We start from the raw sequence: 22,788 nt of genomic DNA on the forward strand, positions 1-22,788 counted from the left end.
CTCATGCCCGTTCGCCCTTCCCATGGTCTTTCATGGATGTGAACGACGTTCAGATGTGCGCTGAGCGGTGAGCATGCCATGACGCGCTGTGGGACGAAAGGTCTGGTGCAGTGTTCATTGGTGTGGACCTATCGCGGCCCAGAAAGGGAGGGCCTCCTTGCCAGGTTCAGATGAGTGAACCGGCAAGGAGGCCCTCCCTCCTCTTCCCGCCCGTGGATCAGTCGCCGGGCAACCCCCAGCGCGGTGCGGGCCCGTTCGCGCGTACGGGCCGGACGGTCAGGTCGGGACGGTCGCCCCGGGCGGTGATCAGCGCCGACCCGCCCTTGCGCAGCGGCACGCGGATCGCGCCGTCACCGGCGGCGGAGTACCGGAGCGGACGCCCCCGCCCGTCCCGTACGTCGACCGGCCCCGTGATCCCGTGCCGTACCACACAGGGCGCGCCCGCCTCGCTGACCAGCCGCACCCAGCGGGTCGTGCCGCCCTGACGCCGGGCGCTCAGCAGGAAGGCACCCTGGGTGCGGAAGTCGTGCACCGCCAGCTCCGCCCACGCGGCGGGCAGGGCGGGGAAGACCCGGATGACGCCGCCCCACGACTGACACACCATGTCGTGCAGCGACTGGGCGGCGGACAACGGGGTCTCGATCACCGGCCCCGACTCCTGGTACATCGTGTTCGGCTTGATGAAGCGGGTCATCAGCTCGCCCAGGTACCGCAACGCGTCCTCGCCCTTGCCCAGCAGCGCGGAGATCGAGGCGGCGCCCGTGAAGGTGTAGCCCTGGAGCGCGCCCTCGAAGCCCACCCAGTGCTCCAACGACCGCTCGATCAGGGCGCGTTCGGCGGGATCGCGGCCCGTCACCTCGTACAGCGGATAGACCGCGAGCAGATGGGAGTAGTGGCGGTGCGACTTCGCGAAGGGGAGATCCGCGCCGATCATGAACCCGTTCGCGTCCGTCGGATACGGGGCGCGCTTGCGCAGCACCTCGCGCCAGCGGGGTGCCAACGGGTCGTTCACGCCCAGGAGTTCGGCGGATTCGAGGAGGGTGCGGCAGCCCCAGGTCAGCAGCATCAGGTCGTAGTTGCAGTCCCGCGAGTTGCCGCCGTACTCGGGGGAGAAGGTGGCGGGCAGATGCAGCCGGCCGTCCGGGCCGGGTTCGAGGAAGTGCAGGTAGTAGTTGACCGCCCCGCGCAGCAGTGGGAACAGGACGTCCCGCAGGATCGACTCGTCCATGGTGTGCCGGTAGCTGAGCCAGACGTTGTGCAACGCCCAGGTCAGATTGCCGACCTCGGGCGTCGGCGGATCCTGGCCGGGGACACCGACGCCGTACCCCATCAGGGCGCTGGCCGCGCCGTTGACGAGCTGGGGATCGGTGGTGCGGGGGATGCCGAGCGAGTCGGCCCGGTACGGGGCCGGCACCTCCTTGGCGAGGGTGTCCCGGTACTCGCTCAATGCCCTGGTGATCGCGTCCAGTTCGAGATGGTTGGAACCATGGACGAGCCAGTACTCCAGCTGCGCGTTCAGGTTCCACCAGGTGTTGGGCCAGGGCGTCGGTTCCAGCCACGGGCCGCAGGTCGCCATCACCGGGGCGTCGCGGCGCGCGGCGGCGGCGGTCTTGTAGAGCTGGATCCAGTAGAACCGCTGGATCCGGGCGTCCGGGACGGACAGGAAACCCTTGCGGTAGAAGGCGTGCCACCAGGCGCGATGGGGCGCGGCCAGCGCGGAGTACGGCAGCCGGTCCGCGGCGCGGACCGCCGAGAGCGCCCGGCCCAGCGCGGTCGCCCGCGGATACGAGTGCGCGACATGCGCGTAGAGCGTCCGCGTCCGGCCCCTGGTCCGCTCCCGCCACGCGGTCACATGCTGTCCGCCGGCCAGCAGCGGCTGTACGGCGGCACGCACACCGTCGTGGTCGGAGACCTCGGCGGGCGGGTTGCCGCGATAGCCGTCCGGCAGCGGCTTGAAGGCGGCCCGCGGGCTGATCGCGTCCGCCGGGTGGAACACCCAGCGGAAGTCACGCTCACCCCGGCTCGGTGTCACCTCCACGGCGAGCACGGAACGGTCGTTGTGCACGAGCGCCCGCAGGGACAGTGTGCCCTTCTCCGTGGTGAGCGTGCCGGTCAACTCGGCGTCCCGCAGGGACAGTCGCCAGTCCACGCCGGTGATCGCACCGACCGGCTCCAGCGTGAAGTACCCGATCGGCAGCCGGGCCAGCCCGAACAGCGAGCCGAACTCCGGTCGGTGGTCCTGCACTTCGGAGTGCTGGACATTGAAGCGCACGGCCGTCGGCGCGGCGCCCGCATCGGCGCCCGCATCGGTGTCGGACGCGGCGCCCGGTTCGGCGTAGATCCCGGAGCCGAGGAAGCCGTTGCCGAGGAACGGGCCCTCGTACCAGGTCGTCGGCAGCTGCCGCCAGACCATGTCGGCGTCGTCGAGAACGGCGCGCCAGGGGTCGACGGGCGCCGCCGCCGCGGCGGTCCGCGCGGGCAGACCCGTGGCCAGCAGGGCGCCACCGACGGCTGAGCCGGTGGCGAGGACGGTACGTCTGGACGGATCGGACGCGGAGGGAGAGGGCATGGTGCCTCCAAACAGGCTCACGCGAATCATCGGAGCAATCCCGCGATGAAACATAGGGACAGGGGTGAGCGTGCGTCAATGAGGCGGCATGGAGGTAGTGCGGGGAGGAGATAGCTCCGATGTATGGACGGGGCTTGGCGGTACGTCAGCTCACTCCGGCCGCATCCACGCCCGCGTCCCGAACGACGCGCACGCCCGGGACGCCACCTCGGCGGCGCCGCGCAGGGCCTCGGCGAAGCCCCGCGCCGTCAAGTCGTCCCGTATCGCGAGACCATGGGTGAGCGCCCCGTGCAGCACGTCGCCCGCGCCCAGTGTGTCCGCCACCCGCGCGGCGGGGACCTCCACCGTGCCCCCACCGTCCGGACCCGCCCACACCAGAGGCCGCCCGCCCCGGCTGACCGCCGCCCACCCGACCCCGTGGTCCCGCAGAAACCGCAGGGTCCGCGCCGGAGTTCCCGCGCCGGGCGGGTGGAAGTCGTCCGAGCAGACCGCCACGTCGACCGACGGCAGCAGCGCCTCCGTTCCGGCCTTCCAGCTGCCCCCGTCGAGGACGGTCCGACGGCCGGCGGCACGGGCCGCGCGGGCGGCGGCGACGGCCAACTCCATGTGGTGGCCGTCGAGTTCGACGATGTCGCAGGCCGCCACCAGCGCGTCGAGATCGTCGGGCGGGACGAGCCGGTGCCGCGTCGCGTTGGTGGAGGCGACGGCACGGTCCCCGCTGGCGGCCGTCACCAGCGCGGACGACACGGCGGGCGGCTCGGCCGAGTCCGCGGCCAGGTCCACCACGCTCACCCCGAGCCCCTCCAGGTCCGCCGCGACGACCACGCCCAGCGGATGGCGGCCGATCGCGGTGAGCAGCGTGGCCGTACCGCCCAGGTGGGCGAAGGTGACGGCCGCGTTCGCCGCCGGACCGCCCGCCGCCACCACCTGCTCCCGAGCCGTCAGCTTCTCGTCGGCCCCCGGCACGTGGTCGACGAGCTGGATGACATCCAGCGTGCACAACCCGACGAACAGACCACGGGGACCTCCGCGTCCCCGCTCGTGCCCTGTCCTGGCCACGGTTTCCCCTCTCAGTCCTGCGGGATCTCGTCCGGGCGGAGCCCGTCCAGGATGAGGTCGAGACCGTAGGCGAACTCGTCGGAGTGGTCGTAGCCGGGTCTGAGGACGTGCTCGACGGCCAGTTCGGTCAGATGGGGGTACGCGTCGGCGGGCATCTCGTTCAGGATGGCCCCCGTGACCTCGTCCACCTCCTCCGGGCCGGTGAACGGCAGGCTCTGCTCCTGGAGCACGAAGCCGTACAGATAGCTGTCGATGAGGGAGACGGCGTGCGCGGTCATCGGCACGGAGAAGCCTCCGGCGCGCAGGGCTCCGATGACGGCGTCATGGTGGCGCAGGGTCGCCGGGCCGGGCCGGGTGCGGGAGTCCATCAGGCCGATGGCCCAGGGGTGGCGTCCGAGGGCGGCACGGGCGGAGAGCGCGCGCTCCCGCATGGCGGTCCTCCAGTCCGTGTCGCGCGGCGGCAGGTCGATCTCGCCGAACACCGTGTCCACCATGCCGTCGAGGATGTCCTCCCGGCCCGCCACATGGTGGTAGAGCGACATCGCCTCGACGCCCAGCGGCTCCGCGACGGCCCGCATGGTCAGCGCGGCCGACCCCTTCTCGTCGGCCACCGCCACCGCCGTACGGATCACCCGCTCCCGACTGAGCGGAGTGCGTCCCGCCGCACCCCGCTGCCCCGCACCCCGCGCACCCGTCCCCGCCGCGCCCATCGGCCCTCCTTCGCACGCCCCTTGACCGCCTTACGGCATAAGGCTAGCTTGCCTTACACCATAAGGTGAACCTGTCGGCGAGGGGGCCGGACCATGGGTGCGGAACGGGTGAAGAAGGTCTGCGTCGTCGGAGCCTCGGGGAAGCTCGGGCGGTACATGGTCGGACACGCGCTGGAGCGCGGCTACGAGGTGGTCGGTGTGTGCCGGGAGCGCAGTGTGCCGAAGCTGGCCGCGTTCGAGGGCCGGATCATCGTCGTACCCGGACAGACCGACGATCCGGAGGTGATCCGGCGGGCGGTCGCCGACTGCGACGGGGTGCTGACCGTGCTGGTGCCCTGGGGTGTGCGGCAGTACTCCTCCGGCACCGCGCAGGCGGTCCTCGACCATGCCCGGCCGGGCGCGCGGCTGGTCTTCTCCTGCGGCTGGCACATCACACGCGACGGCAAGGACCGGTACTCCCGGATGTTCACCCTGGGCGTGCGGATCGCCGCCGTGCTGGGCCGGCTCGTCCGTGCCGTCGAGATCGACGACCAGGTGGAGGCGTGCCGGCGGATCTTCGCGAGCGACACCCGCTGGACCGTGGTCCGCGGCAGCAGCCTGGAGGAGGGCGAGAGCCAGGGCTTGCCCGTGTGGAGCCGGCACGTGGGCGACCCCATCCTGGCCAGCGACCTCACACGGCGGGTGGACTTCGCCCTGTTCATGGTGGAGGCGCTCACCGACGACACCCTCGTCCGGGAGGCCCCCGCCATCGTCGGCCGGACGACCCCCAGCGCCCGCGCCCACGCCCGGGATCCGCACGACCACACGTAACCGGGTTCGTCGGATCCGGGCGGTCGCGCGCGAGGTGCGGTGCGCCCGGAGCACAATGAACCCGTCGAACAGTGCTCGCCGTCGGTCCGTGGGCCCATGGACCGACGGCCGAGGTCGTACGGAGAGAAGGAACGATGGGCGAGCAGGGTGTCGCCTCGGCCGCGGTCGACGCCAGGGGGCTGATGACCGCGTGGAGCGCCGGCGCCCGGCGGGTGCTCGGCTACGAGCCCGGCGAGGTGATCGGCCGCCGGGCCGCCGACCTGCTGGCCGACACCCTTCCCGCCTCGGCCCGCGCCCGACTCGCCGAGCCCGCCGAGTGGCACGGCCCCGTACGCGCCCGGCACCGCGACGGCCACGACGTGGAGCTGGAGCTGGAGGCGCATCCGCTGCTGGACGCGGCGGGGGACACCCAGTGGTTCCTGACGGCCACCGTGCCGGAACCGGCCGCGCGGCTGCGGCGGTGGGCCCTGGACCAGCTCCCCGTGCCGATCGCCCTCTTCGACCAGGACGGACTCGCGGTGTCCGCGAACTCCGCGATGGAAGGGGTGATGGGCAGGCCGCAGCAGGACCTGCTGGGCCGACGGGTCGGCGTCTCCGTCGACGGCCGGCGCCGCCTCCCCGGCTTCGAGGGGCTCGACGAGGCCGTCCGGCAGGTGCTGCGCACCGGCGAGCCGAAGCCGTACGAGGCATGGCTGCGCGCACCGGGCGAGTCCCGCGAACACGCGTGGCTGGTCTCGCTCAGCCCGCTGAAGGACGCCGGCGGCGCGGTCCGGGGCATGTGCCTGGCCGCGATCGACAGCACGGAGCAGTTCCTCGCCCGCCGCCGGCTGAGCATGCTCAACGAGTCCGGCAACCGCATCGGCTCCACCCTGGACATCACCCGCACCGCCGAGGAACTCGCCGAGGTGTGCACCGACCATCTCGCCGACTTCGTCATCGTCGACCTGCTGGACTCGGTGCTGGCCGGCGAGGAGGCCGCCGCCTCGCCCGGCGCCGACCCGCTCGTCTTCCGCCGCACCGCCCAGCGGTCCGTCCTGGAGGGCTGCCCCGAGGCCGTGATCCCGGTCGGCAGCAGACACACCTATGTCGACGGCTCGCCCCCGGGCCGCGCCCTGACCACCGGCCGGGCCCTGCTGTACGAGGTCGACGACGTCACCGCGCAGCTCTGGGCGGCGGGCTCCCGGGAGCGGGCCCACAGCATCGAGGTGCACGGCATCCACTCGATGATGGCGGTGCCGCTGCGCGCCCGCGGCATCACCCTCGGCCTGTCGATCCTCTCCCGCCACCGCACGGCCGAGCCCTTCGGCGAGGACGATCTGCTGCTGGCCGAGGAACTCGCCGCCCGCGCCGCCGTCTGCGTCGACAACGCCCGCCGCTACACCCGCGAACGCGCCATCGCCCTCGAACTGCAGCGCAGCCTCCTGCCGCACCGCGCACCCCGGCAGGCCGCCGTCGAGGTCGCCTCCCGCTACCAGCCCGCCAGCACCCGCGCCGGGATCGGCGGCGACTGGTTCGACGTCATCCCGCTGTCCGGCGCCCGCGTGGGCCTCGTCGTCGGCGATGTCGTCGGCCACGGCGTCCAGGCCTCCGCCACCATGGGCCGGCTCCGTACGGCCGTCCGCACCCTGGCCGACGTGGATCTCGCCCCGGACGAGCTGCTCACCCAGCTCGACGACATCGTGCTGCGCCTGGACTCCGAGCGGACGGCGGACGAGGCCGAGGACGCGGAGAGCCTCGGCGAGATCGGCGCCACCTGCCTGTACGCCGTGTACGACCCCGTCGCGCGCCGCTGCTCCATGGCGCGGGCCGGCCATCCGCCACCGGCCCTGATCACCCCGGACGGCGAGGCCGCCTTCCTCGACCTGCCGATCGGGCCGCCGCTGGGCGTGGGCGGGCTGCCCTTCGAGACCGCCGAGTTCGACGTCCCCGAAGGCAGTGTGTTCGCCCTCTACACCGACGGTCTGGTCCATGCGTCCGGCCGCGACCTGGACGACGGCCTCACCCGGCTGCGCCGGGCTCTGCGGGGCATCGGCCGCCCCCTGGAGGAGACCTGCGACGGAGTCCTGGGAAGCCTGCTCACGGACCGGCCCGTCGACGACGTGGCCCTCCTGCTGGCCCGGACCCGGGCGTTGGACGCCGACCGGGTCGCCACCTGGGAGATCCCCGCCGACCCCGCGTTCGTCGGCCACGCCCGCAAACTGGCCTCCGACCAGCTGGCCGCCTGGCGGCTGGAGGAGGTCTCCTTCGTCACGGAACTCATCGTGAGCGAGCTGGTCACCAACGCCATCCGCTACGGCGGTTCCCCGATCCAGCTGCGGCTGATCCGCGAGGCCACCCTGATCTGCGAGGTCTCGGACTCCAGCGCCACCGCTCCGCACATGCGCCGGGCCCGCGCCTTCGACGAGGGCGGGCGCGGCCTGCTGCTCGTCGCCCAGCTCACCCAGCGCTGGGGCAGCCGCCACACCCGCACGGGCAAGACCATCTGGGCCGAGCAAGCGCTCCCCGGCGAGGAGCCCGGCGCGTAGACCCGTGGCGGTACCGAGGGCCGTGGAAATCCTTGACCACTGCGCGGACCTCCATGATGCTGTGTTGCGGTACGCGCGATGCGTACCGCCATAAGCAACTTCAGACTCAGGTCTCGTACCAGCCGAGGAGTGGCCATGACGCACCAGGTCCGTGCTGTCGTCGCGCGGGGCAAGGGCGCCCCCGTCAGCCTGGAAACGATCATCGTGCCCGACCCCGGACCGGGCGAGGCCCTGGTGAAGATCGAGGCCTGCGGGGTCTGCCACACCGATCTGCACTACCGGGAGGGCGGCATCAACGACGACTTCCCCTTCCTGCTCGGCCATGAGGCGGCGGGTGTGGTGGAGTCGGTGGGGGAGGGGGTCACGGATGTCGCCCCCGGTGACTTCGTCATCCTCAACTGGCGTGCGGTGTGCGGCAGTTGCCGGGCCTGTCGGCGCGGCCGCCCCTGGTACTGCTTCAGCACCCACAACGCGAAGCAGAAGATGACCCTCGCCTCGACCGGCCAGGAGCTGTCCCCGGCGCTGGGTATCGGCGCGTTCGCGGAGAAGACGCTCGTCGCCGCCGGTCAGTGCACCAAGGTCGACCCGGCCGCGTCGCCGGCCGTCGCCGGACTGCTGGGCTGCGGAGTGATGGCGGGCATCGGTGCCGCGATCAACACCGGCAATGTGGGCCGGGGCGACAGCGTCGCCGTCATCGGCTGCGGCGGAGTCGGGGCTGCCGCAGTCGTCGGATCGGAGCTGGCGGGCGCCGCGAGGATCATCGCGGTGGACATCGACGACGCCAAGCTGGCGACCGCCAGGAAGCTCGGCGCGACCCACACGGTCAACTCCAAGGACACCGACGCGGTCGAGGCGATCCGTGAGCTGACCGGCGGCTTCGGCGCCGACGTGGTCATCGAGGCGGTCGGCCGCCCGGAGACCTACAAGCAGGCCTTCTACGCCCGCGACCTCGCCGGCACGGTCGTCCTCGTCGGCGTCCCCACCCCGGAGATGAAGCTGGAGCTGCCCCTCCTCGACGTCTTCGGACGCGGCGGCTCCCTGAAGTCCTCCTGGTACGGCGACTGCCTGCCCGACCGCGACTTCCCCATGCTCATCGACCTCTACCTCCAGAAGCGCCTGGACCTGGACACCTTCGTCACGGAGACCATCGCACTCGACGAGGTCGAGAAGGCCTTCGAGCGGATGCACGGCGGCGACGTCCTGCGCTCGGTGGTGGTCCTCTGACGGCCGGGCGGACCGCGACAGCGTTAGAGGCAGAGGCAGAGGCAGAGACAGCGGCCGCGGCGGCGTAGCCGCGGAGCGTGACGGACGAGCCGTGGTCGGGGGTGCCCCCGACCACGGCTCGTCGCCGTGTCCCAGAAACCGCGCGCCCGTGTCGATCAGGTGGTGCACCGGTCTTGACAGGGGATCACACCGCACGCTTTCTTGTTCTCGTTGCGTATCGCGGCACTGTTGTGCAATTCGCAACCTCCGATGTCCGACGGCGGCCCGCCCACCAGAGCGAGAGGCCCGGCGGCACGGAACGGCTCCGCATTCCCCTGCCTCCTGGAGTGGCGCTTCAGATGACTCGCAACGCACCTGTCGAGGACCCCGGCGACGCCCGGCTGCGGGTCGGCCCGCCGAAGGAGTACGCCGCCGGCCTCCCCGCGGTCGCCTCCTCCCTCCGGCACGCCGGCGAGCAGATGGGTGCCCGCCGGAGCCTGCTCACCCTCCTGCGGGTCAACCAGAAGGAGGGCTTCGACTGTCCCGGCTGCGCCTGGCCCGAGCCGGAGCACCGCCACCGGGCGGAGTTCTGCGAGAACGGCGCCAAGGCCGTCGCCGAGGAGGCCACCGTCCGCCGGGTCACCCCGGACTTCTTCGCCGAGCACACGCTGGAGGACCTGCTCCCCGGCAGCGACTACTGGCTCGGACAGCAGGGCCGGCTGACCCACCCCATGTACCGCGCGGCCGGCGACGACCGCTACCGGCCGATCTCCTGGGACGACGCGTTCGCCGTGATCGCCCGCGAACTGGCCGCCCTCGACCACCCCGACCAGGCCGCCTTCTACACCTCCGGCCGGGCGAGCAACGAGGCCGCGTTCCTCTACCAGCTCTTCGTCCGGATGCTCGGCACCAACAACCTGCCGGACTGCTCCAACATGTGCCACGAGTCCAGCGGTTCGGCCCTGACGGAGACCATCGGGATCGGCAAGGGCAGCGTCACCCTGGAGGACCTTCATGACGCCGACCTGATCCTCGTGGTCGGCCAGAACCCCGGCACCAACCACCCCCGGATGCTCTCCTCGCTGGAGACCGCCAAGCGCCGGGGCGCCCGGATCATCGCGGTCAACCCCTTGCCCGAGGCCGGACTGCTGCGGTTCAAGAACCCCCAGAAGCCGTCCGGCGTCCTCGGCGGCGGCACCCGGCTGGCCGATCAGTTCCTGCAGATCAGACTGGGCGGGGACCAGGCGCTGTTCCAGGCCTTCAACCGTATGCTCCTGGAGGCGGAGGACGAGGCCCCCGGCACCTGCCTCGACACCTCCTTCATCGACCGCCACACGTACGGCTTCCAGGAGTTCGCCGAGCATGCCCGCAAGGTGCCGTGGGACGAGATCCTGACGGCCACCGGCCTGCCCGAGGAGGAGATCCGCGCCGCGTTCCGTGAGGTGCTGGCCGCCGAGAAGATCGTCGTCTGCTGGGCGATGGGCCTCACCCAGCACAAACACTCGGTCCCCACCATCCGGGACGTCGTCAACTTCCTTCTGCTGCGCGGCAACATCGGCCGCCCGGGCGCCGGACTCTGCCCGGTGCGCGGCCACTCCAACGTGCAGGGCGACCGCACCATGGGCATCTACGAGAAACCGGACGACGCGTTCCTGGACGCGCTCGCCGCCGAGTTCGCGTTCACGCCCCCGAGGTACCACGGCCACGACGCCGTCGAGAGCATCCGCGCCATGCGCGACGGCGACGTACGCGTCTTCGTCGCGCTCGGCGGCAACTTCGTCGCCGCCGCCCCCGACACCGAACTGACCGAGCGGGCCCTGCGCAACTGCCGCCTCACCGTGCAGATCTCCACCAAGCTCAACCGCTCGCACGTCATCGCCGGCGAACAGGCGCTCATCCTCCCCTGCCTCGGCCGGACCGAGGCCGACCTGCGGCCCGGCGGGCCCCAAGTGGTCACGGTCGAGGACTCCATGGGCATGGTGCACCTCTCCCGAGGACGCCTCGCCCCCGCCTCCGAGCACCTGCTGAGCGAGGTCGCCATCGTCTGCCGGACGGCACGGGCCGCCCTCGGGGAAGCCGGCTCCCATGTGCCCTGGGAGGACTTCGAGTCCGACTACGACACCATTCGCGACCGCATCGCCCGCGTGATCCCCGGCTTCCAGGACTTCAACCACCGGGTACGACGGCCGGGCGGCTTCGCGCTGCCCCACCCGCCGCGCGACGAACGCCGGTTCACCACCGCCACAGGGCTGGCCAACTTCACCGCCAACCCGCTGGAGCGGCCCCATGTGCCGCCGGGCCGGCTGCTGCTCCAGACACTGCGCTCGCACGACCAGTACAACACCACCGTCTACGGCCTGGACGACCGCTACCGCGGCATCCACCAGGGCCGCCGGGTCCTCTTCGTGCACCCCGACGACCTCGCCGACCGGGGTCTGTCCGACGGGGACCTCGTCGACATCGTCAGCGAGTACGACGACGGTGTGGAACGCAGGGCACCGGCCTTCCGCGTGGTGCCCTACCCGACGCCGCGCGACTGCTGCGCCGCCTACTTCCCCGAGACCAACGTCCTGGTCCCCCTGGACTCCACGGCGGCCATCAGCAACACCCCCACGTCGAAGTCGATCGTCGTCCGGCTGGAGCCGGTCACCACCTCGACTCTTCTTCGACACGACCCTTGACACCCTCCCTGAGGCGTCAGATTGTGTTGCCCATAGTGAATCCAGGTGCATCATCCGCAACCGGATTCGAGTGACGGCCACCTCTCTTCGCCCCCGCAATCCCCTTCTTGCCCGGTCGCGCCACCGTCGTCCGCGGCAGAGAGCGTCCCCTGCCGTCTGTGGAAAGGACGAGCTGATGAGCACAACCCGCGAACGGAACGGGAGCCCAGGCCATCCCGTCGGGAAGGATCTGCCGGGCGGCGGTGCGGCCTCCGCCCACCCCCGGACCGACCTCGTCGTCTTCGGTGTCGCCGCGGCGCTCACCCTGGCCTTCGTCGTGTGGGGAGCCACGGCGACCGACACGCTGGAGAGCGTGTCCGGGAAGCTGCTGGACGGAACGATCCGCAACGGCGGCTGGGCCTTCGTCCTCGCCGCCTCGGGCTTCGTGGTCTTCGCCCTCTGGCTGGCGATGAGCCGCTACGGGCGGATCACCCTCGGAAGGGAGGGGGAGGAGCCCGAGTTCCGTACCATCTCGTGGATCGCCATGATGTTCAGCGCGGGCATGGGTATCGGCCTGATGTTCTACGGAGTGAGCGAGCCGCTCTCCCACTTCATGACGCCGCCGCCGGGCACCGACCCGGCCGACGCCAACCAGGCCATGGAGACCGCCATGGCCACCACCCTCTTCCACTGGACGCTCCACCCGTGGGCGATGTACGCGGTCGTGGGTCTCGCCATCGCCTACAGCACCTTCCGGCGCGGACGCCGCCAGCTGATCAGCGCGGTGTTCACCCCGTTGCTCGGTGAGAAGCGGGTGAACGGCTGGCCCGGCCGGGCCATCGACATCCTCGCCATCTTCGCCACTCTCTTCGGCTCGGCGGCCTCCCTGGGCCTCGGCGCCCTCCAGATCGGCAGCGGCTTCACCGGACTGGGCTGGCTGGGATCGGTCGGCACCGGACTGCTGGTCGTCGTGATCGCGGTGCTGACCGTGGCGTTCGTCGCCTCGGCGGTGTCCGGGATCGAGAAGGGCATCCAGTGGCTGTCCAACACCAACATGGTGCTGGCGGTGGGGCTCGCCCTCTTCGTCTTCCTGGCCGGCCCGACCATCTTCATCCTCGACCTGCTGCCCACCTCCGTCGGCGCCTTCTTCGGCGACCTGGCCCAGATGGCGGGCCGTACCGAGGCGTCCAGCGGCAAGGGTGTCGCCGACTGGCTGGCCGGCTGGACGGTCTTCTACTGGGCGTGGTGGATCTCCTGGACGCCCTTCGTCGGCATGTTCATCGCCCGCATCAGCCGCGGCCGTACGATCCGCCAGTTCGTCGGTGGCGTCATCCTGGTCCCCAGCAGTGTCAGCCTGCTCTGGTTCGCGGTCTTCGGCGGCTCGGCGATGCACCTCCAGGAGTCCGGTCGTCTCAATGACGCCGCGACCGCCCAGGGTCAGCTCTTCGACGTGCTCCAGCAGTACCCGATCGCCACGGTGACGAGCGTCGTCGTCATGGTCCTCGTCGGCATCTTCTTCGTCTCCGGCGCCGACGCCGCCTCCATCGTGATGGGCACGCTCTCACAGCGGGGCTCCCTCGAACCGTCCCGGGGCGTCGTGGTGTTCTGGGGTGTGCTGACCGGAGCGGTCGCCGCCGTCATGCTGCTCATCGGCGGCGGCAAGGGCGACGCGCTCACCGGGCTGCAGAACCTCACCATCCTCGCGGCGGCCCCCTTCACCCTGGTGATGATCGGGTTGTGCGTCGCGCTCAACCGGGATCTGCGCCACGATCCGCTCATCATCCGCGGACGCATGGGCAAGGAGGCCATCGAGACGGCCGTCATCGCCGGCCACGAGAAGTACGACGGGGACTTCGAACTCCGCATCGGACCCGCCACGTCCACGGACGGCACGGACGGCACGGAGGCCGTACGGCCCGAACGGGCCGGGGAGTCCGCGCAGTCCACCACCTCCGCCGTCTGAGACCGACGCACCCACCGCCCGGTGGGGCCGTGGCACCGCCCTGCGCGGCCACGGCCCCACCGGGCTCGCGTTGTTCTATGTGAGGCGAGTTTTGGATACCGCAACGCAAGAAGTGGCCCCGAAGGGCCCTCTGGATGCCTTGACAAGGGTTCTGGGCGACTCCAGACTGATGTTGCGCTTACCGCAATCCGTTTCGTTATATGCACCCGAGGTGTCATGATGATTCCCGCGTGCCGTCTCGCGGATCTCCCGCGAGGTGAGGCCTTCCGGCTCGACATCGACCCGCCGGTGTCGGTGTTCCACACCGACGACGGCGAGGTGTTCGCCATCGACGACACCTGTACCCACCAGGACGCCTCGCTCGCCGACGGCTGGCTGGAGGGCTGCGAGGTGGAATGCCCGCTGCATGCCTCCAAGTTCGACCTGCGCACCGGCGCGGTCGACTCCCCGCCGGCCAAGCTGCCGGTCCGGACGCACGAGGTCACCGTCGAGGACGGCGTGATCTACGTCCGGCTCTCCACGGACGCCCCCAACCTGCCGCCCTGCATCTCCGCCCGGCTCGCCGGGGGTCCCGCGTGAGGACCGTCGCCGTGGTCGGCGCCTCCCTCGCCGGCCTGTCGGCGGCGCGCTCCCTGCGCAAGCAGGGCTTCGACGGACGCCTGGTCGTCATCGGCGACGAGCTCCACCGCCCCTACGACCGGCCGCCGCTCTCCAAGGAGTTCCTGGCCGGCACCCTCGGCGAGGCCGAACTCGCCCTGGAGACGGACGGCGAGGACCTGGCGGCGGAGTGGCTGCTCGGCACCCGCGCCACCGCGCTCGACCACACCGCGCGCGCCGTCCGCCTCGGCGACGGCCGCGAGGTGCGTGCCGACGGCTTCGTCATCGCCACCGGCGCGGTGGCACGGGCCCTGCCCGGCTCGGAGGGCCTCTCCGGAGTGCACACCCTGCGCACCCTGGACGACGCCCGCGCCCTGCGGGACGAACTGGCCCTCGGTGGACGCCTGGTGGTGATCGGCGGCGGCTTCATCGGCGCCGAGGTCGCCTCCACCGCGCAGGCCCTCGGTCTGGAGGTGACCGTCGTGGAGGCGGCGGCGACCCCGCTCGCCGGACCGCTCGGCGACACCATGGGCGCCGTCGTCTCCGGCCTCCACGCCGACCACGGCGTACGGCTGTTGTGCGGTGTGGGTGTCAAGGGGCTGAGCGGCGAGCACCGGGTCGACGCCGTCCTGCTGGAGGACGGCCGCAGCCTCCCCGCCGACATCGTCGTCGTCGGCGTCGGGGCCCGCCCGTGCGTCGAGTGGCTGGAGGGCTCCGGCATCGCGCTGGACAACGGCGTGAAGTGCGGCGCCGACGGCCGGACCAGCCTCGCCGGTGTGGTCGCCGTCGGTGACTGTGCCAACTGGTACGACCCCCGCGCGGGCCACCACCGCCGCGTGGAGCACTGGACCGGCGCGCGCGAGCGCCCCGAGGCCGCGATCGCCACCCTGCTGGCGGGGGGCGCGGTCGAACCGGGCGTCCCCAGGCCGCCGTACTTCTGGTCGGACCAGTACGGCGTCCGCATCCAGTTCGCCGGCCACGCGGCCGAGGCCGACAGCGTCACCGTCGAGGCGGGCTCGGCCGAGGGCCGTGACGTCCTCGCCGTCTACCGGCGCGCCGGCCGGCCGGTCGCCGTCCTCGGGATGAACCAGCCGCGGCTGTTCATGCGGATGCGCAAGGAACTGGCCGCCACCACGTCTTGACACCGTCTCGGCGTCACCCCATGCTGCGGTTGCCCACAGCGCGCAGCGTTGCTCCATACACAACGCCGACCGGAGTCGTTCCTCCCGGCGTCCGCATGACCCCTCCGTGACGTTCCCCGAGGAGTGCCCCGTGACCTCGACCAGCCTGCCCGACAGCAGCCTGCCCGACAGCCTGATCGCCACTCTTCCCGGCTCCTCCTACACCGATCCGGTGGTCTTCGCCCAGGAGCAGGAGCACATATTCGAGACCATGTGGTTCTGTGTCGCCCGCGCCTCCGAGCTGGCGAAGCCCGGTGCCTTCCGCACCGTCGACGTGGGCCGCGAGAGCATCCTCGTCACCCGGGCCCGGGACAACTCGATCCGCGCGTACTTCAACGTCTGCCGGCATCGCGGCGCCAAGCTCTGCACCGAGGAGTCCGGCGAGGTCAAGCGCGCCTTCCAGTGTCCGTACCACGCCTGGACGTACGGCCTGGACGGCAAGCTCGTCGCGGCGCCCAACCTCACCAAGATGCCCGACATCGGCCGTACCGAGTACGGCCTGGTGAGCGTCGCCGTACGGGAGTGGCTCGGTTATGTCTGGGTCTGTCTCGCGGAGAACCCGCCCTCCTTCGAGGAGGACGTCATCGGTGAGATCGTCGCCCGCCTCGGCGACGTCGAGTCGATCGAGCGGTACGACATCGACCACCTCTCCGTGGGCCGCCGGATCACGTACGACGTGAAGGCGAACTGGAAGCTCATCATCGAGAACTTCATGGAGTGCTACCACTGCGCCACGATCCACCCCGAACTGACCGAGGTGCTGCCGGAGTTCGCGGACGGGTACGCCGCGCAGTACTACGTGGGCCACGGCGCGGAGTTCGGCGAGGAGGTGCAGGGGTTCACGGTCGACGGCTCCGAAGGGCTGGACCGTATCCCGGGCGTCGCGGAGGACCAGGACCGCCGCTACTACGCGATCACCGTCCGGCCGCAGGTGTTCATCAACCTCGTGCCCGACCACGTCATCTTCCACCGGATGTACCCGGTGTCCGTGGACCGTACGATCGTGGAGTGCGACTGGCTGTATCTGCCGCACGTCGTCGAGAGCGGCAAGGACGTCAGCCGGTCCGTGGAACTCTTCGACCGGGTCAACCTCCAGGACTTCGAGGCATGCGAGCGGACCCAGCCCGGCATGAGCTCCCGGCTGTACGCCAAGGGCGGTGTGCTGGTGCCCAGTGAGCACCACATCGGCGCGTTCCACGACTGGGTGAACGAGCGCCTCGGCACCCCTCGGGGGTGAATCGGCCAGGGGTGGATCAGCCCAGGAAACCCATCCGGTGGCTGATCTCGGCGGCGCCCTTGAGCAGCACCGGGGACATCTCGTGCAGACGCTCCTCGGTGAGCCGGTAGGAGGGCCCGGAGGCGCTGAGGGCGGCGATGACATCGCCGTCCCGGTTGCGCACCGGTGCGGCCATGGCGTGCAGGCCGATCTCCAACTCCTCCAGCGTGAAGGCGTAACCCCGCTCCCGTGCGGCGACGAGGTTCTTCTCCAGCTTCGTCTTCGCGGTGATGGTGTGCGGGGTGACCTTCTTCATGCCCACGTCGGAGAGGAGCGCGGCGCGCTCCTTCGCCGGCAGGTGGGCCAGCAGGATCTTGCCGCTCGACGTGGCGTGCAGGGGCGTCAGCTGGCCCACCCAGTTGTGCGCGGTGATGGCCCCCGGCCCGCGCACCTGGTACAGGTTGATCGCGTAGTGCTCCTGCATCACGGCGATGTTGACGGTCTCGCCGATCTCCTCGGCCAGCCGCTCGCAGACGGGACGGCCCTGCTGGGTGATGTCGATACGCCCCGTGACCGCGCCGGCCAGCCGCACGATGCCGAAGCCGAGCCGGTACTTGCCGCGCTCGCCGGCCTGCTCCACCAGCCCGCGCGCCTCCAGGGCGCCGAGGAGACGGAACGCCGTGGACTTGTGCACCTCGATCTCCGCCGCCACCTCGCTGACGCCTGCTTCGCCACGCTGCGCGAGGATCTCCAGGACGCTGATGGCGCGGTCCACCGACTGCACGCCGCCCGCGCCGGCGTGTGAATTCGACGTTTCTGTGTCAAGGCTGTAGTTGCTCACAGTGAAACTATACGCGCAGTAAACAACACACCTGCAAGTAACCGTCGCGAAACGAAGTTCCACAAGTTGCGCGGTTCGCAACCTGGTGCGCATAACGCTACGGGTCTACCATGCCTCGCATATCTACGGCGCGAGCGAGACGAGGCACCATGGCTCCTGTGCAGTACGACTTCGTCATCGTCGGTGGTGGTTCCGCGGGCAGTGCACTGGCAAACAGGCTGTCCGCCGACCCGGCGAACCGAGTCCTGGTCCTGGAAGCGGGCCGGACGGACTTCCCGTGGGACGTCTTCATCCACATGCCCGCGGCGCTGACCTACCCGATCGGCAGCCGCTTCTACGACTGGAAGTACGAGTCCGAGCCCGAGCCCCACATGGGCGGCCGGCGCGTCTACCACGCGCGCGGCAAGGTGCTGGGCGGGTCCAGCAGCATCAACGGCATGATCTTCCAGCGCGGCAACCCCCTGGACTACGAGCGCTGGGCGGCCGACCCGGGCATGGAGACCTGGGACTACGCGCACTGCCTGCCGTACTTCCGGCGCATGGAGAACTGTCTCGCCGCCGATCCGGACGACGAGTTCCGCGGCCACGACGGCCCCCTCGTCCTGGAGCGCGGCCCGGCGTCGAACCCGCTCTTCGGCGCCTTCCTCAAGGCCACCGAGGAGGCGGGCTACGCCCCCACCGGCGACGTCAACGGCTACAGACAGGAAGGTTTCGCCAAGTTCGACCGGAATGTCCACCGCGGGCGCCGGCTCTCGGCCTCCAAGGCGTATCTGAAGCCCGTCCGCAAGCGCCCCAACCTGACCGTCACCACCCGCGCCCTCGTCACCCGCGTCCTCTTCGAGGGCAAGAAGGCCGTCGGTGTCGAGTACCGGCGCGGCAAGGGCGCCCCGAAGCAGGTCCGCGCCAAGGAGGTCATCCTCTGCGGCGGCGCGATCAACTCCCCGCAGCTGCTCCAGCTCTCCGGTGTGGGCAACGCCGAGGAACTGAGGGCGCTGGGCATCGACGTCGTGCACGACCTCCCGGGCGTCGGCGAGAACATGCAGGACCACCTGGAGGTCTACATCCAGTACGGCTGCAAGCAGCCCGTCTCCATGCAGCCGTACCTGGCGAAGTGGCGCGCGCCCTTCATCGGGCTCCAGTGGCTCTTCCGCAAGGGCCCGGCCGCCACCAACCACTTCGAGGCCGGCGGGTTCGCCCGCAGCAACGAGGACGTCGACTACCCCAACCTGATGTTCCACTTCCTGCCGATCGCGGTCCGCTACGACGGCTCCGTGCCGGCGGGCGGCCACGGCTACCAGGTGCACGTCGGGCCCATGTACTCGGACGCCATCGGCTCGGTGAAGATCAAGAGCAAGGACCCGCGGCAGCACCCCGCCCTGCGCTTCAACTACCTCTCCACCGAACAGGACCGCCGCGAGTGGGTCGAGGCGATCCGGGTGGCCCGCAAGCTCCTCAACCAGCCCGCGCTCGCCCCCTACAACGACGGGGAGATCTCGCCCGGACCCTCCGTCGAGTCGGACGAGGAGATCCTCGCCTGGGTCGCCAAGGACGGCGAGACCGCCCTGCACCCGTCCTGCACCTGCAAGATGGGCACCGACGAGATGTCCGTCGTGGACCCCACCAGCATGCGCGTGCACGGCGTGGACGGACTGCGGGTGGTCGACGCCTCCGTCATGCCCTACGTCACCAACGGCAACATCTACGCACCGGTGATGATGATCGCCGAGAAGGCCGCCGACCTGATCCTCGGCAAGGAGCCGCTGCCGGCGTCCAAAGCCGCGTACTACCGCCACCGCGACGTCCAGAAGCAGGCGGACTAGACATTGGGGGTCACGGGGCTGCGCGCACTGCTGAAGACGGTGCGCTACGAGGTGCTGCCCGCGAAGTCGACCGAGGAGAAGGTCCTCGCCCATGTCCCGCGCGACGTCGTCGTCACCGTGACGGCGTCGCCGGTCAAGGGCCTGGAACCCACTCTCGACCTCGCGGGCCGGCTCGCCGCGCACGGCTACCGGGTCGTCCCGCACGTCCCCGCCCGGCTCCTGCGCGACGACCGGCACCTGAAGGAGGTCGTGGACCGGCTGCGTGAGGCGGGCGTGGACGACGTGTTCGTCCCGGCGGGCGACGCCGACCCGCCGGCCGGGTCCTACGACGGGGCGCTGCCGGTGCTGCGCCGGCTGAGCGAGCTGGGACGGCCGTTCACCCATGTCGGCGTCACCGGCTATCCCGAGAGCCATCCGCTCCTCCACGACGACATCACCGTCCAGGCGATGTGGGACAAGCGCGAGCACGCCACGTACATCGTGAGCAACCTCTGCTTCGACCCGCGGGTGCTGGGGGACTGGCTCGCGCGGGTACGCCGCCGGGGCGTGACCCTGCCGGTGCATGTGGGCGTCGCGGGGCCCGTGCAGCGGGCGAAGCTGCTGGCGATGGCCACGAAGATCGGGGTGGGGGAGTCCACCCGCTTCCTGACCAGGCACGCGTCCTGGTTCGTGCGCTTCGCCGCGCCCGGCGGCTACTCGCCCGAGAAGCTGCTCACGCGTACGGAGAACGCCCTCACCGACCCCCTCTCCGGGGTGGCGGGACTGCACCTGTTCACCTTCAACCAGATCGCGGAGACGGAGCGGTGGCGACGGGCTCTGCTGGACCGGTTGGAGGGCTGAGCGCACCACCGAGGTTCGGCTGCCGGCCCGGTGGGGGCTGGTCGCGCAGTTCCCCGCGCCCCTTAAGGGCCTACGGCCCTTTCGGGCGGAAAAAGCAGGGGCGCAGCCCCGCTTTTTCAGGGGCGCGGGGAACTGCGCGAGAAGCCCCCACCGGACGGACGCCTGGGACCGAACGCCGAACGCCGGACGGGCTCTCAGCCCGTCCGGCGTTCGTATACGGAGGTCGTACCGCTCAGCGGAAGACGACCGTACGGTTGCCCTCGACCATCACCCGGTTCTCGCTGTGCCACTTGACCGCGTGTGCGAGCACCTGGGCCTCCACGTCCCGGCCGACCGTGACCAGCTCGCCGGGGTCCAGCGAGTGGTCGACCCGGACCACGTCCTGCTCGATGATCTGGCCCTCGTCCAGGTCCGAGGTGACGTAGTGCGCCGTCGCGCCGACGAGCTTCACCCCGCGGTCGTAGGCCTGGTCGTAGGGGCGCGCGCCCTTGAAGCTGGGCAGGAAGGAGTGGTGGATGTTGATGGCGCGGCCGTCCAGCTCCTTGCACAGGTCGTCGGAGAGGATCTGCATGTAGCGGGCCAGCACCACCAGGTCGATGTCCAGCTCACGGACGAGTTCGAGCAGCCGTGCCTCGGCCTCGGGCTTGGTCTCCCGGGTCACCGGCACATGGTGGAAGGGGACGTTGTACGTCTCCGCGAGCTTCTCGAACTCCCGGTGGTTGGAGACGATCGCGGGGATCTCGATGTTGAGCGCGCCCGCCCGCCGGCGGAAGAGCAGGTCGTTCAGGCAGTGCCCGAACTTGGACACCATGATCAGGGTCCGGGTCGGCGTCGAGGCGTCGCTGAGGGACCACGAGATGCCGTAGGCCTGGGCGACGGGACCGAAGCGGTACCGCAGGCCCTCCAGGTCGACGTTCGGGTCGGAGACGTCGAAGTGGACCCGCATGAAGAAGCGGCCCTGGAGTCGGTCGTCGAACTGCTGGCTTTCCAGGATGTTTCCGGAGTTCCTGACGAGATAGCCGCTCACGGCGTGAACGAGCCCGGCACTGTCGGGGCAGGAAAGGGTCAGGACGAACTCACGGCCGGGCTGCGGTCGAGGGGACATGGGGCCTCCGTCGGTGCGTATTGCACAACAAGGTGAGCGATACGCAACATGGTCGGCTCGGTGTGGCTTGCGGTCAAGGGTGGGCGGGTAAGTGATCACATGGTCAAATCGTCATCGGCCAACATCTTGACGTCCGTCTGACCAGGCGACAGGGTGTTCCATCACAAGCAATCGGGTGCACGATGCGCAACGAATTTCAGTCGGAAGGCTCGGCGCGTGGCAGACCTGTATGTGAATGGCGAATGGCGGGCTCCGCTGGCCGGCGGCCACCGCGAGATCCGATGTCCCGCTGACGGCACGCTCACGGCGACCGTCTCGGAAGGGACGCGCCCCGACACCGAGGCGGCGATCGCCGCGGCCCGGGAGGCCTTCGACGCCGGCCCCTGGCCGGGCACCCCCGAGCGGGAGCGCGGCGCCCTGCTGCTGCGCACCGCCGACATCATCGAGCGGGACACCAAGAGCTTCGCCCGCGCCGAGTCCCTCGACACCGGCAAGCGGGTGGTGGAGAGCGAGTACGACATCGCCGACGTCGTCTCCTGCTTCCGCTACTACGGCGGACTCGCGGGCACCGACGCCGGCCGGGTGATCGACACCGGCCGTGACGACGCCGTCAGCCGTGTCGTCCACGAGCCGGTCGGCGTGTGCGCACTGATCACACCCTGGAACTACCCGCTCCTGCAAGCCAGTTGGAAGGTCGCCCCGGCGCTGCTGGCCGGCAACACGATCGTCCTCAAGCCCAGCGAGCTGACCCCCTCCACCTCCGTCCTGCTGATGCGGGCGCTGGAGGAGGCCGGGCTGCCGGCCGGTGCCGCCAACCTCGTCCTGGGCGCCGGCCCCGAGGTGGGCGCCCCGCTCTCCGAGGACCCGCGCGTCGACATGGTCTCCTTCACCGGCGGCCTGGACACCGGCAGGCGCATCATGGCCACCGCCGCCGCGACCGTGAAGAAGGTCGCGCTGGAACTGGGCGGCAAGAACCCCAACGTCGTCTTCGCCGACGCCGACTTCGAGACGGCCGTGGACTTCGCCCTCACCGCCGTCTTCCTGCACTCCGGCCAGGTGTGCTCGGCCGGCGCCCGGCTGATCGTCGAGGACTCCCTGCACGACCGCTTCGTCGACGAGGTCGTCCGCCGCGCCCGGCTCATCCGGCTCGGCGGCCCCTATGACACCGAGGCCGAGACCGGGGCACTGATCTCCGCCCAGCACCGGGAGAAGGTCGAGGCGTACGTCGCCTCCGGTATCGCCGAGGGCGCCGTGCTGCGCTGCGGCGGCGCCCGGCCCGACGACCCCGCGCTGGCGGACGGCCACTACTACCTGCCCACCGTCCTCGACGAGTGCCGGCAGGACATGCGGGTGGTGCACGAGGAGTCCTTCGGACCCGTGCTCACCGTGGAGCGCTTCACCGACGAGGACGACGCCGTACGCATCGCCAACGACACCGAGTACGGGTTGGCCGGTGCCGTGTGGACCGAGGACGCCGGCAAGGCCCAGCGGGTCGCCCGGCGGCTGCGCCACGGCACCGTGTGGATCAACGACTACCACCCCTATGTGCCGCAAGCGGAATGGGGCGGTTTCGGGCATTCGGGTGTGGGCCGGGAGCTGGGACCGACCGGCCTGAACGAGTACCGAGAGCCCAAACACATCTGGCAGAACATCCAACCCCGGCCGCAGCGCTGGTTCAGCGGCTGAACG

Annotated in this window: 16 protein-coding genes; 11 read left to right on the forward strand and 5 right to left on the reverse strand. The window is 70.8% G+C overall.

The annotated features are described in order from the left end of the window. Positions 1-217: 217 nt before the first annotated feature. The 3 genes from ACZ7MG_RS26690 to ACZ7MG_RS26700 all read right to left on the reverse strand — a co-directional run bounded on the left by ACZ7MG_RS26690 (position 218) and on the right by ACZ7MG_RS26700 (position 4,338). Positions 218-2,569 (reverse strand): glycosyl hydrolase family 95 catalytic domain-containing protein, encoded by a 2,352-nt coding sequence (locus tag ACZ7MG_RS26690; RefSeq protein ID WP_471381132.1) that lies wholly within the window; start codon positions 2,567-2,569, stop codon positions 218-220. A 150-nt stretch (positions 2,570-2,719) separates the two neighbouring features. After that, positions 2,720-3,571 (reverse strand): PfkB family carbohydrate kinase, encoded by an 852-nt coding sequence (locus ACZ7MG_RS26695; RefSeq protein ID WP_471946160.1) that lies wholly within the window; start codon positions 3,569-3,571, stop codon positions 2,720-2,722. A gap of 68 nt (positions 3,572-3,639) precedes the next feature. Next, positions 3,640-4,338: a TetR/AcrR family transcriptional regulator gene (locus tag ACZ7MG_RS26700; protein ID WP_471381136.1), complete on the reverse strand. Its 699-nt coding sequence runs from the start codon at positions 4,336-4,338 to the stop codon at positions 3,640-3,642. Between the two features lie 93 nt (positions 4,339-4,431). Between ACZ7MG_RS26700 and ACZ7MG_RS26705 the strand changes: the two genes are divergently transcribed. The 8 genes from ACZ7MG_RS26705 (at position 4,432) to ACZ7MG_RS26740 (ending at position 16,514) form a co-directional block, all read left to right on the forward strand. Further along, positions 4,432-5,148 carry an NAD(P)-dependent oxidoreductase gene (locus ACZ7MG_RS26705; protein WP_471381139.1) on the forward strand — a complete coding sequence of 239 codons (717 nt, stop codon included), beginning with the start codon at positions 4,432-4,434 and terminating at the stop codon, positions 5,146-5,148. Positions 5,149-5,282: 134 nt separating this feature from the next. Then, positions 5,283-7,673, forward strand: coding sequence for a SpoIIE family protein phosphatase (locus tag ACZ7MG_RS26710; protein WP_471381141.1), 2,391 nt, complete (start codon positions 5,283-5,285; stop codon positions 7,671-7,673). Positions 7,674-7,808: 135 nt separating this feature from the next. After that, positions 7,809-8,897: an S-(hydroxymethyl)mycothiol dehydrogenase gene (locus ACZ7MG_RS26715; RefSeq protein ID WP_471381142.1), complete on the forward strand. Its 1,089-nt coding sequence runs from the start codon at positions 7,809-7,811 to the stop codon at positions 8,895-8,897. Between the two features lie 338 nt (positions 8,898-9,235). Continuing rightward, a complete protein-coding gene (locus ACZ7MG_RS26720; RefSeq protein ID WP_471381144.1) occupies positions 9,236-11,557 on the forward strand; it encodes an FdhF/YdeP family oxidoreductase in 2,322 nt (773 codons plus the stop codon). 175 nt (positions 11,558-11,732) lie between these two features. Next, the gene (locus tag ACZ7MG_RS26725) at positions 11,733-13,499 is read left to right on the forward strand and encodes a BCCT family transporter (RefSeq protein WP_471381146.1); all 1,767 of its coding nucleotides are present in this window, start codon (positions 11,733-11,735) and stop codon (positions 13,497-13,499) included. 216 nt (positions 13,500-13,715) lie between these two features. After that, on the forward strand, positions 13,716-14,078 hold the full coding sequence (locus ACZ7MG_RS26730; RefSeq protein WP_471381148.1) for a bifunctional 3-phenylpropionate/cinnamic acid dioxygenase ferredoxin subunit: 363 nt from the start codon (positions 13,716-13,718) through the stop codon (positions 14,076-14,078). Continuing rightward, on the forward strand, positions 14,075-15,238 hold the full coding sequence (locus ACZ7MG_RS26735) for an NAD(P)/FAD-dependent oxidoreductase (protein WP_471381149.1): 1,164 nt from the start codon (positions 14,075-14,077) through the stop codon (positions 15,236-15,238). The genes ACZ7MG_RS26730 and ACZ7MG_RS26735 overlap by 4 nt, the downstream gene beginning before the upstream one ends. 145 nt (positions 15,239-15,383) lie before the next feature. Then, positions 15,384-16,514 (forward strand): aromatic ring-hydroxylating oxygenase subunit alpha, encoded by a 1,131-nt coding sequence (locus ACZ7MG_RS26740; protein ID WP_471381736.1) that lies wholly within the window; start codon positions 15,384-15,386, stop codon positions 16,512-16,514. Positions 16,515-16,530: 16 nt separating this feature from the next. On the opposite strand, the gene ACZ7MG_RS26745 is transcribed toward ACZ7MG_RS26740, so the two are convergent. After that, complete coding sequence (locus ACZ7MG_RS26745; protein ID WP_471381738.1) at positions 16,531-17,277, reverse strand: IclR family transcriptional regulator; 747 nt, start codon at positions 17,275-17,277, stop codon at positions 16,531-16,533. Positions 17,278-17,483: 206 nt separating this feature from the next. Between ACZ7MG_RS26745 and betA the strand changes: the two genes are divergently transcribed. Next, complete coding sequence (gene betA, locus ACZ7MG_RS26750; RefSeq protein WP_471381150.1) at positions 17,484-19,154, forward strand: choline dehydrogenase; 1,671 nt, start codon at positions 17,484-17,486, stop codon at positions 19,152-19,154. 3 nt (positions 19,155-19,157) lie between these two features. Next, positions 19,158-19,994 carry a methylenetetrahydrofolate reductase gene (locus tag ACZ7MG_RS26755; protein WP_471381153.1) on the forward strand — a complete coding sequence of 279 codons (837 nt, stop codon included), beginning with the start codon at positions 19,158-19,160 and terminating at the stop codon, positions 19,992-19,994. A gap of 232 nt (positions 19,995-20,226) precedes the next feature. Here ACZ7MG_RS26755 and purU read toward each other — a convergent pair whose 3' ends face one another. Next, positions 20,227-21,099, reverse strand: a complete 873-nt coding sequence (gene purU / locus ACZ7MG_RS26760) for a formyltetrahydrofolate deformylase (protein ID WP_471381155.1) — start codon at positions 21,097-21,099, stop codon at positions 20,227-20,229. A 216-nt stretch (positions 21,100-21,315) separates the two neighbouring features. Between purU and ACZ7MG_RS26765 the strand changes: the two genes are divergently transcribed. Beyond that, complete coding sequence (locus tag ACZ7MG_RS26765; RefSeq protein ID WP_471381156.1) at positions 21,316-22,785, forward strand: aldehyde dehydrogenase family protein; 1,470 nt, start codon at positions 21,316-21,318, stop codon at positions 22,783-22,785. Positions 22,786-22,788: the final 3 nt, after the last annotated feature.

This window comes from Streptomyces sp. NPDC107538, from assembly GCF_055657445.1.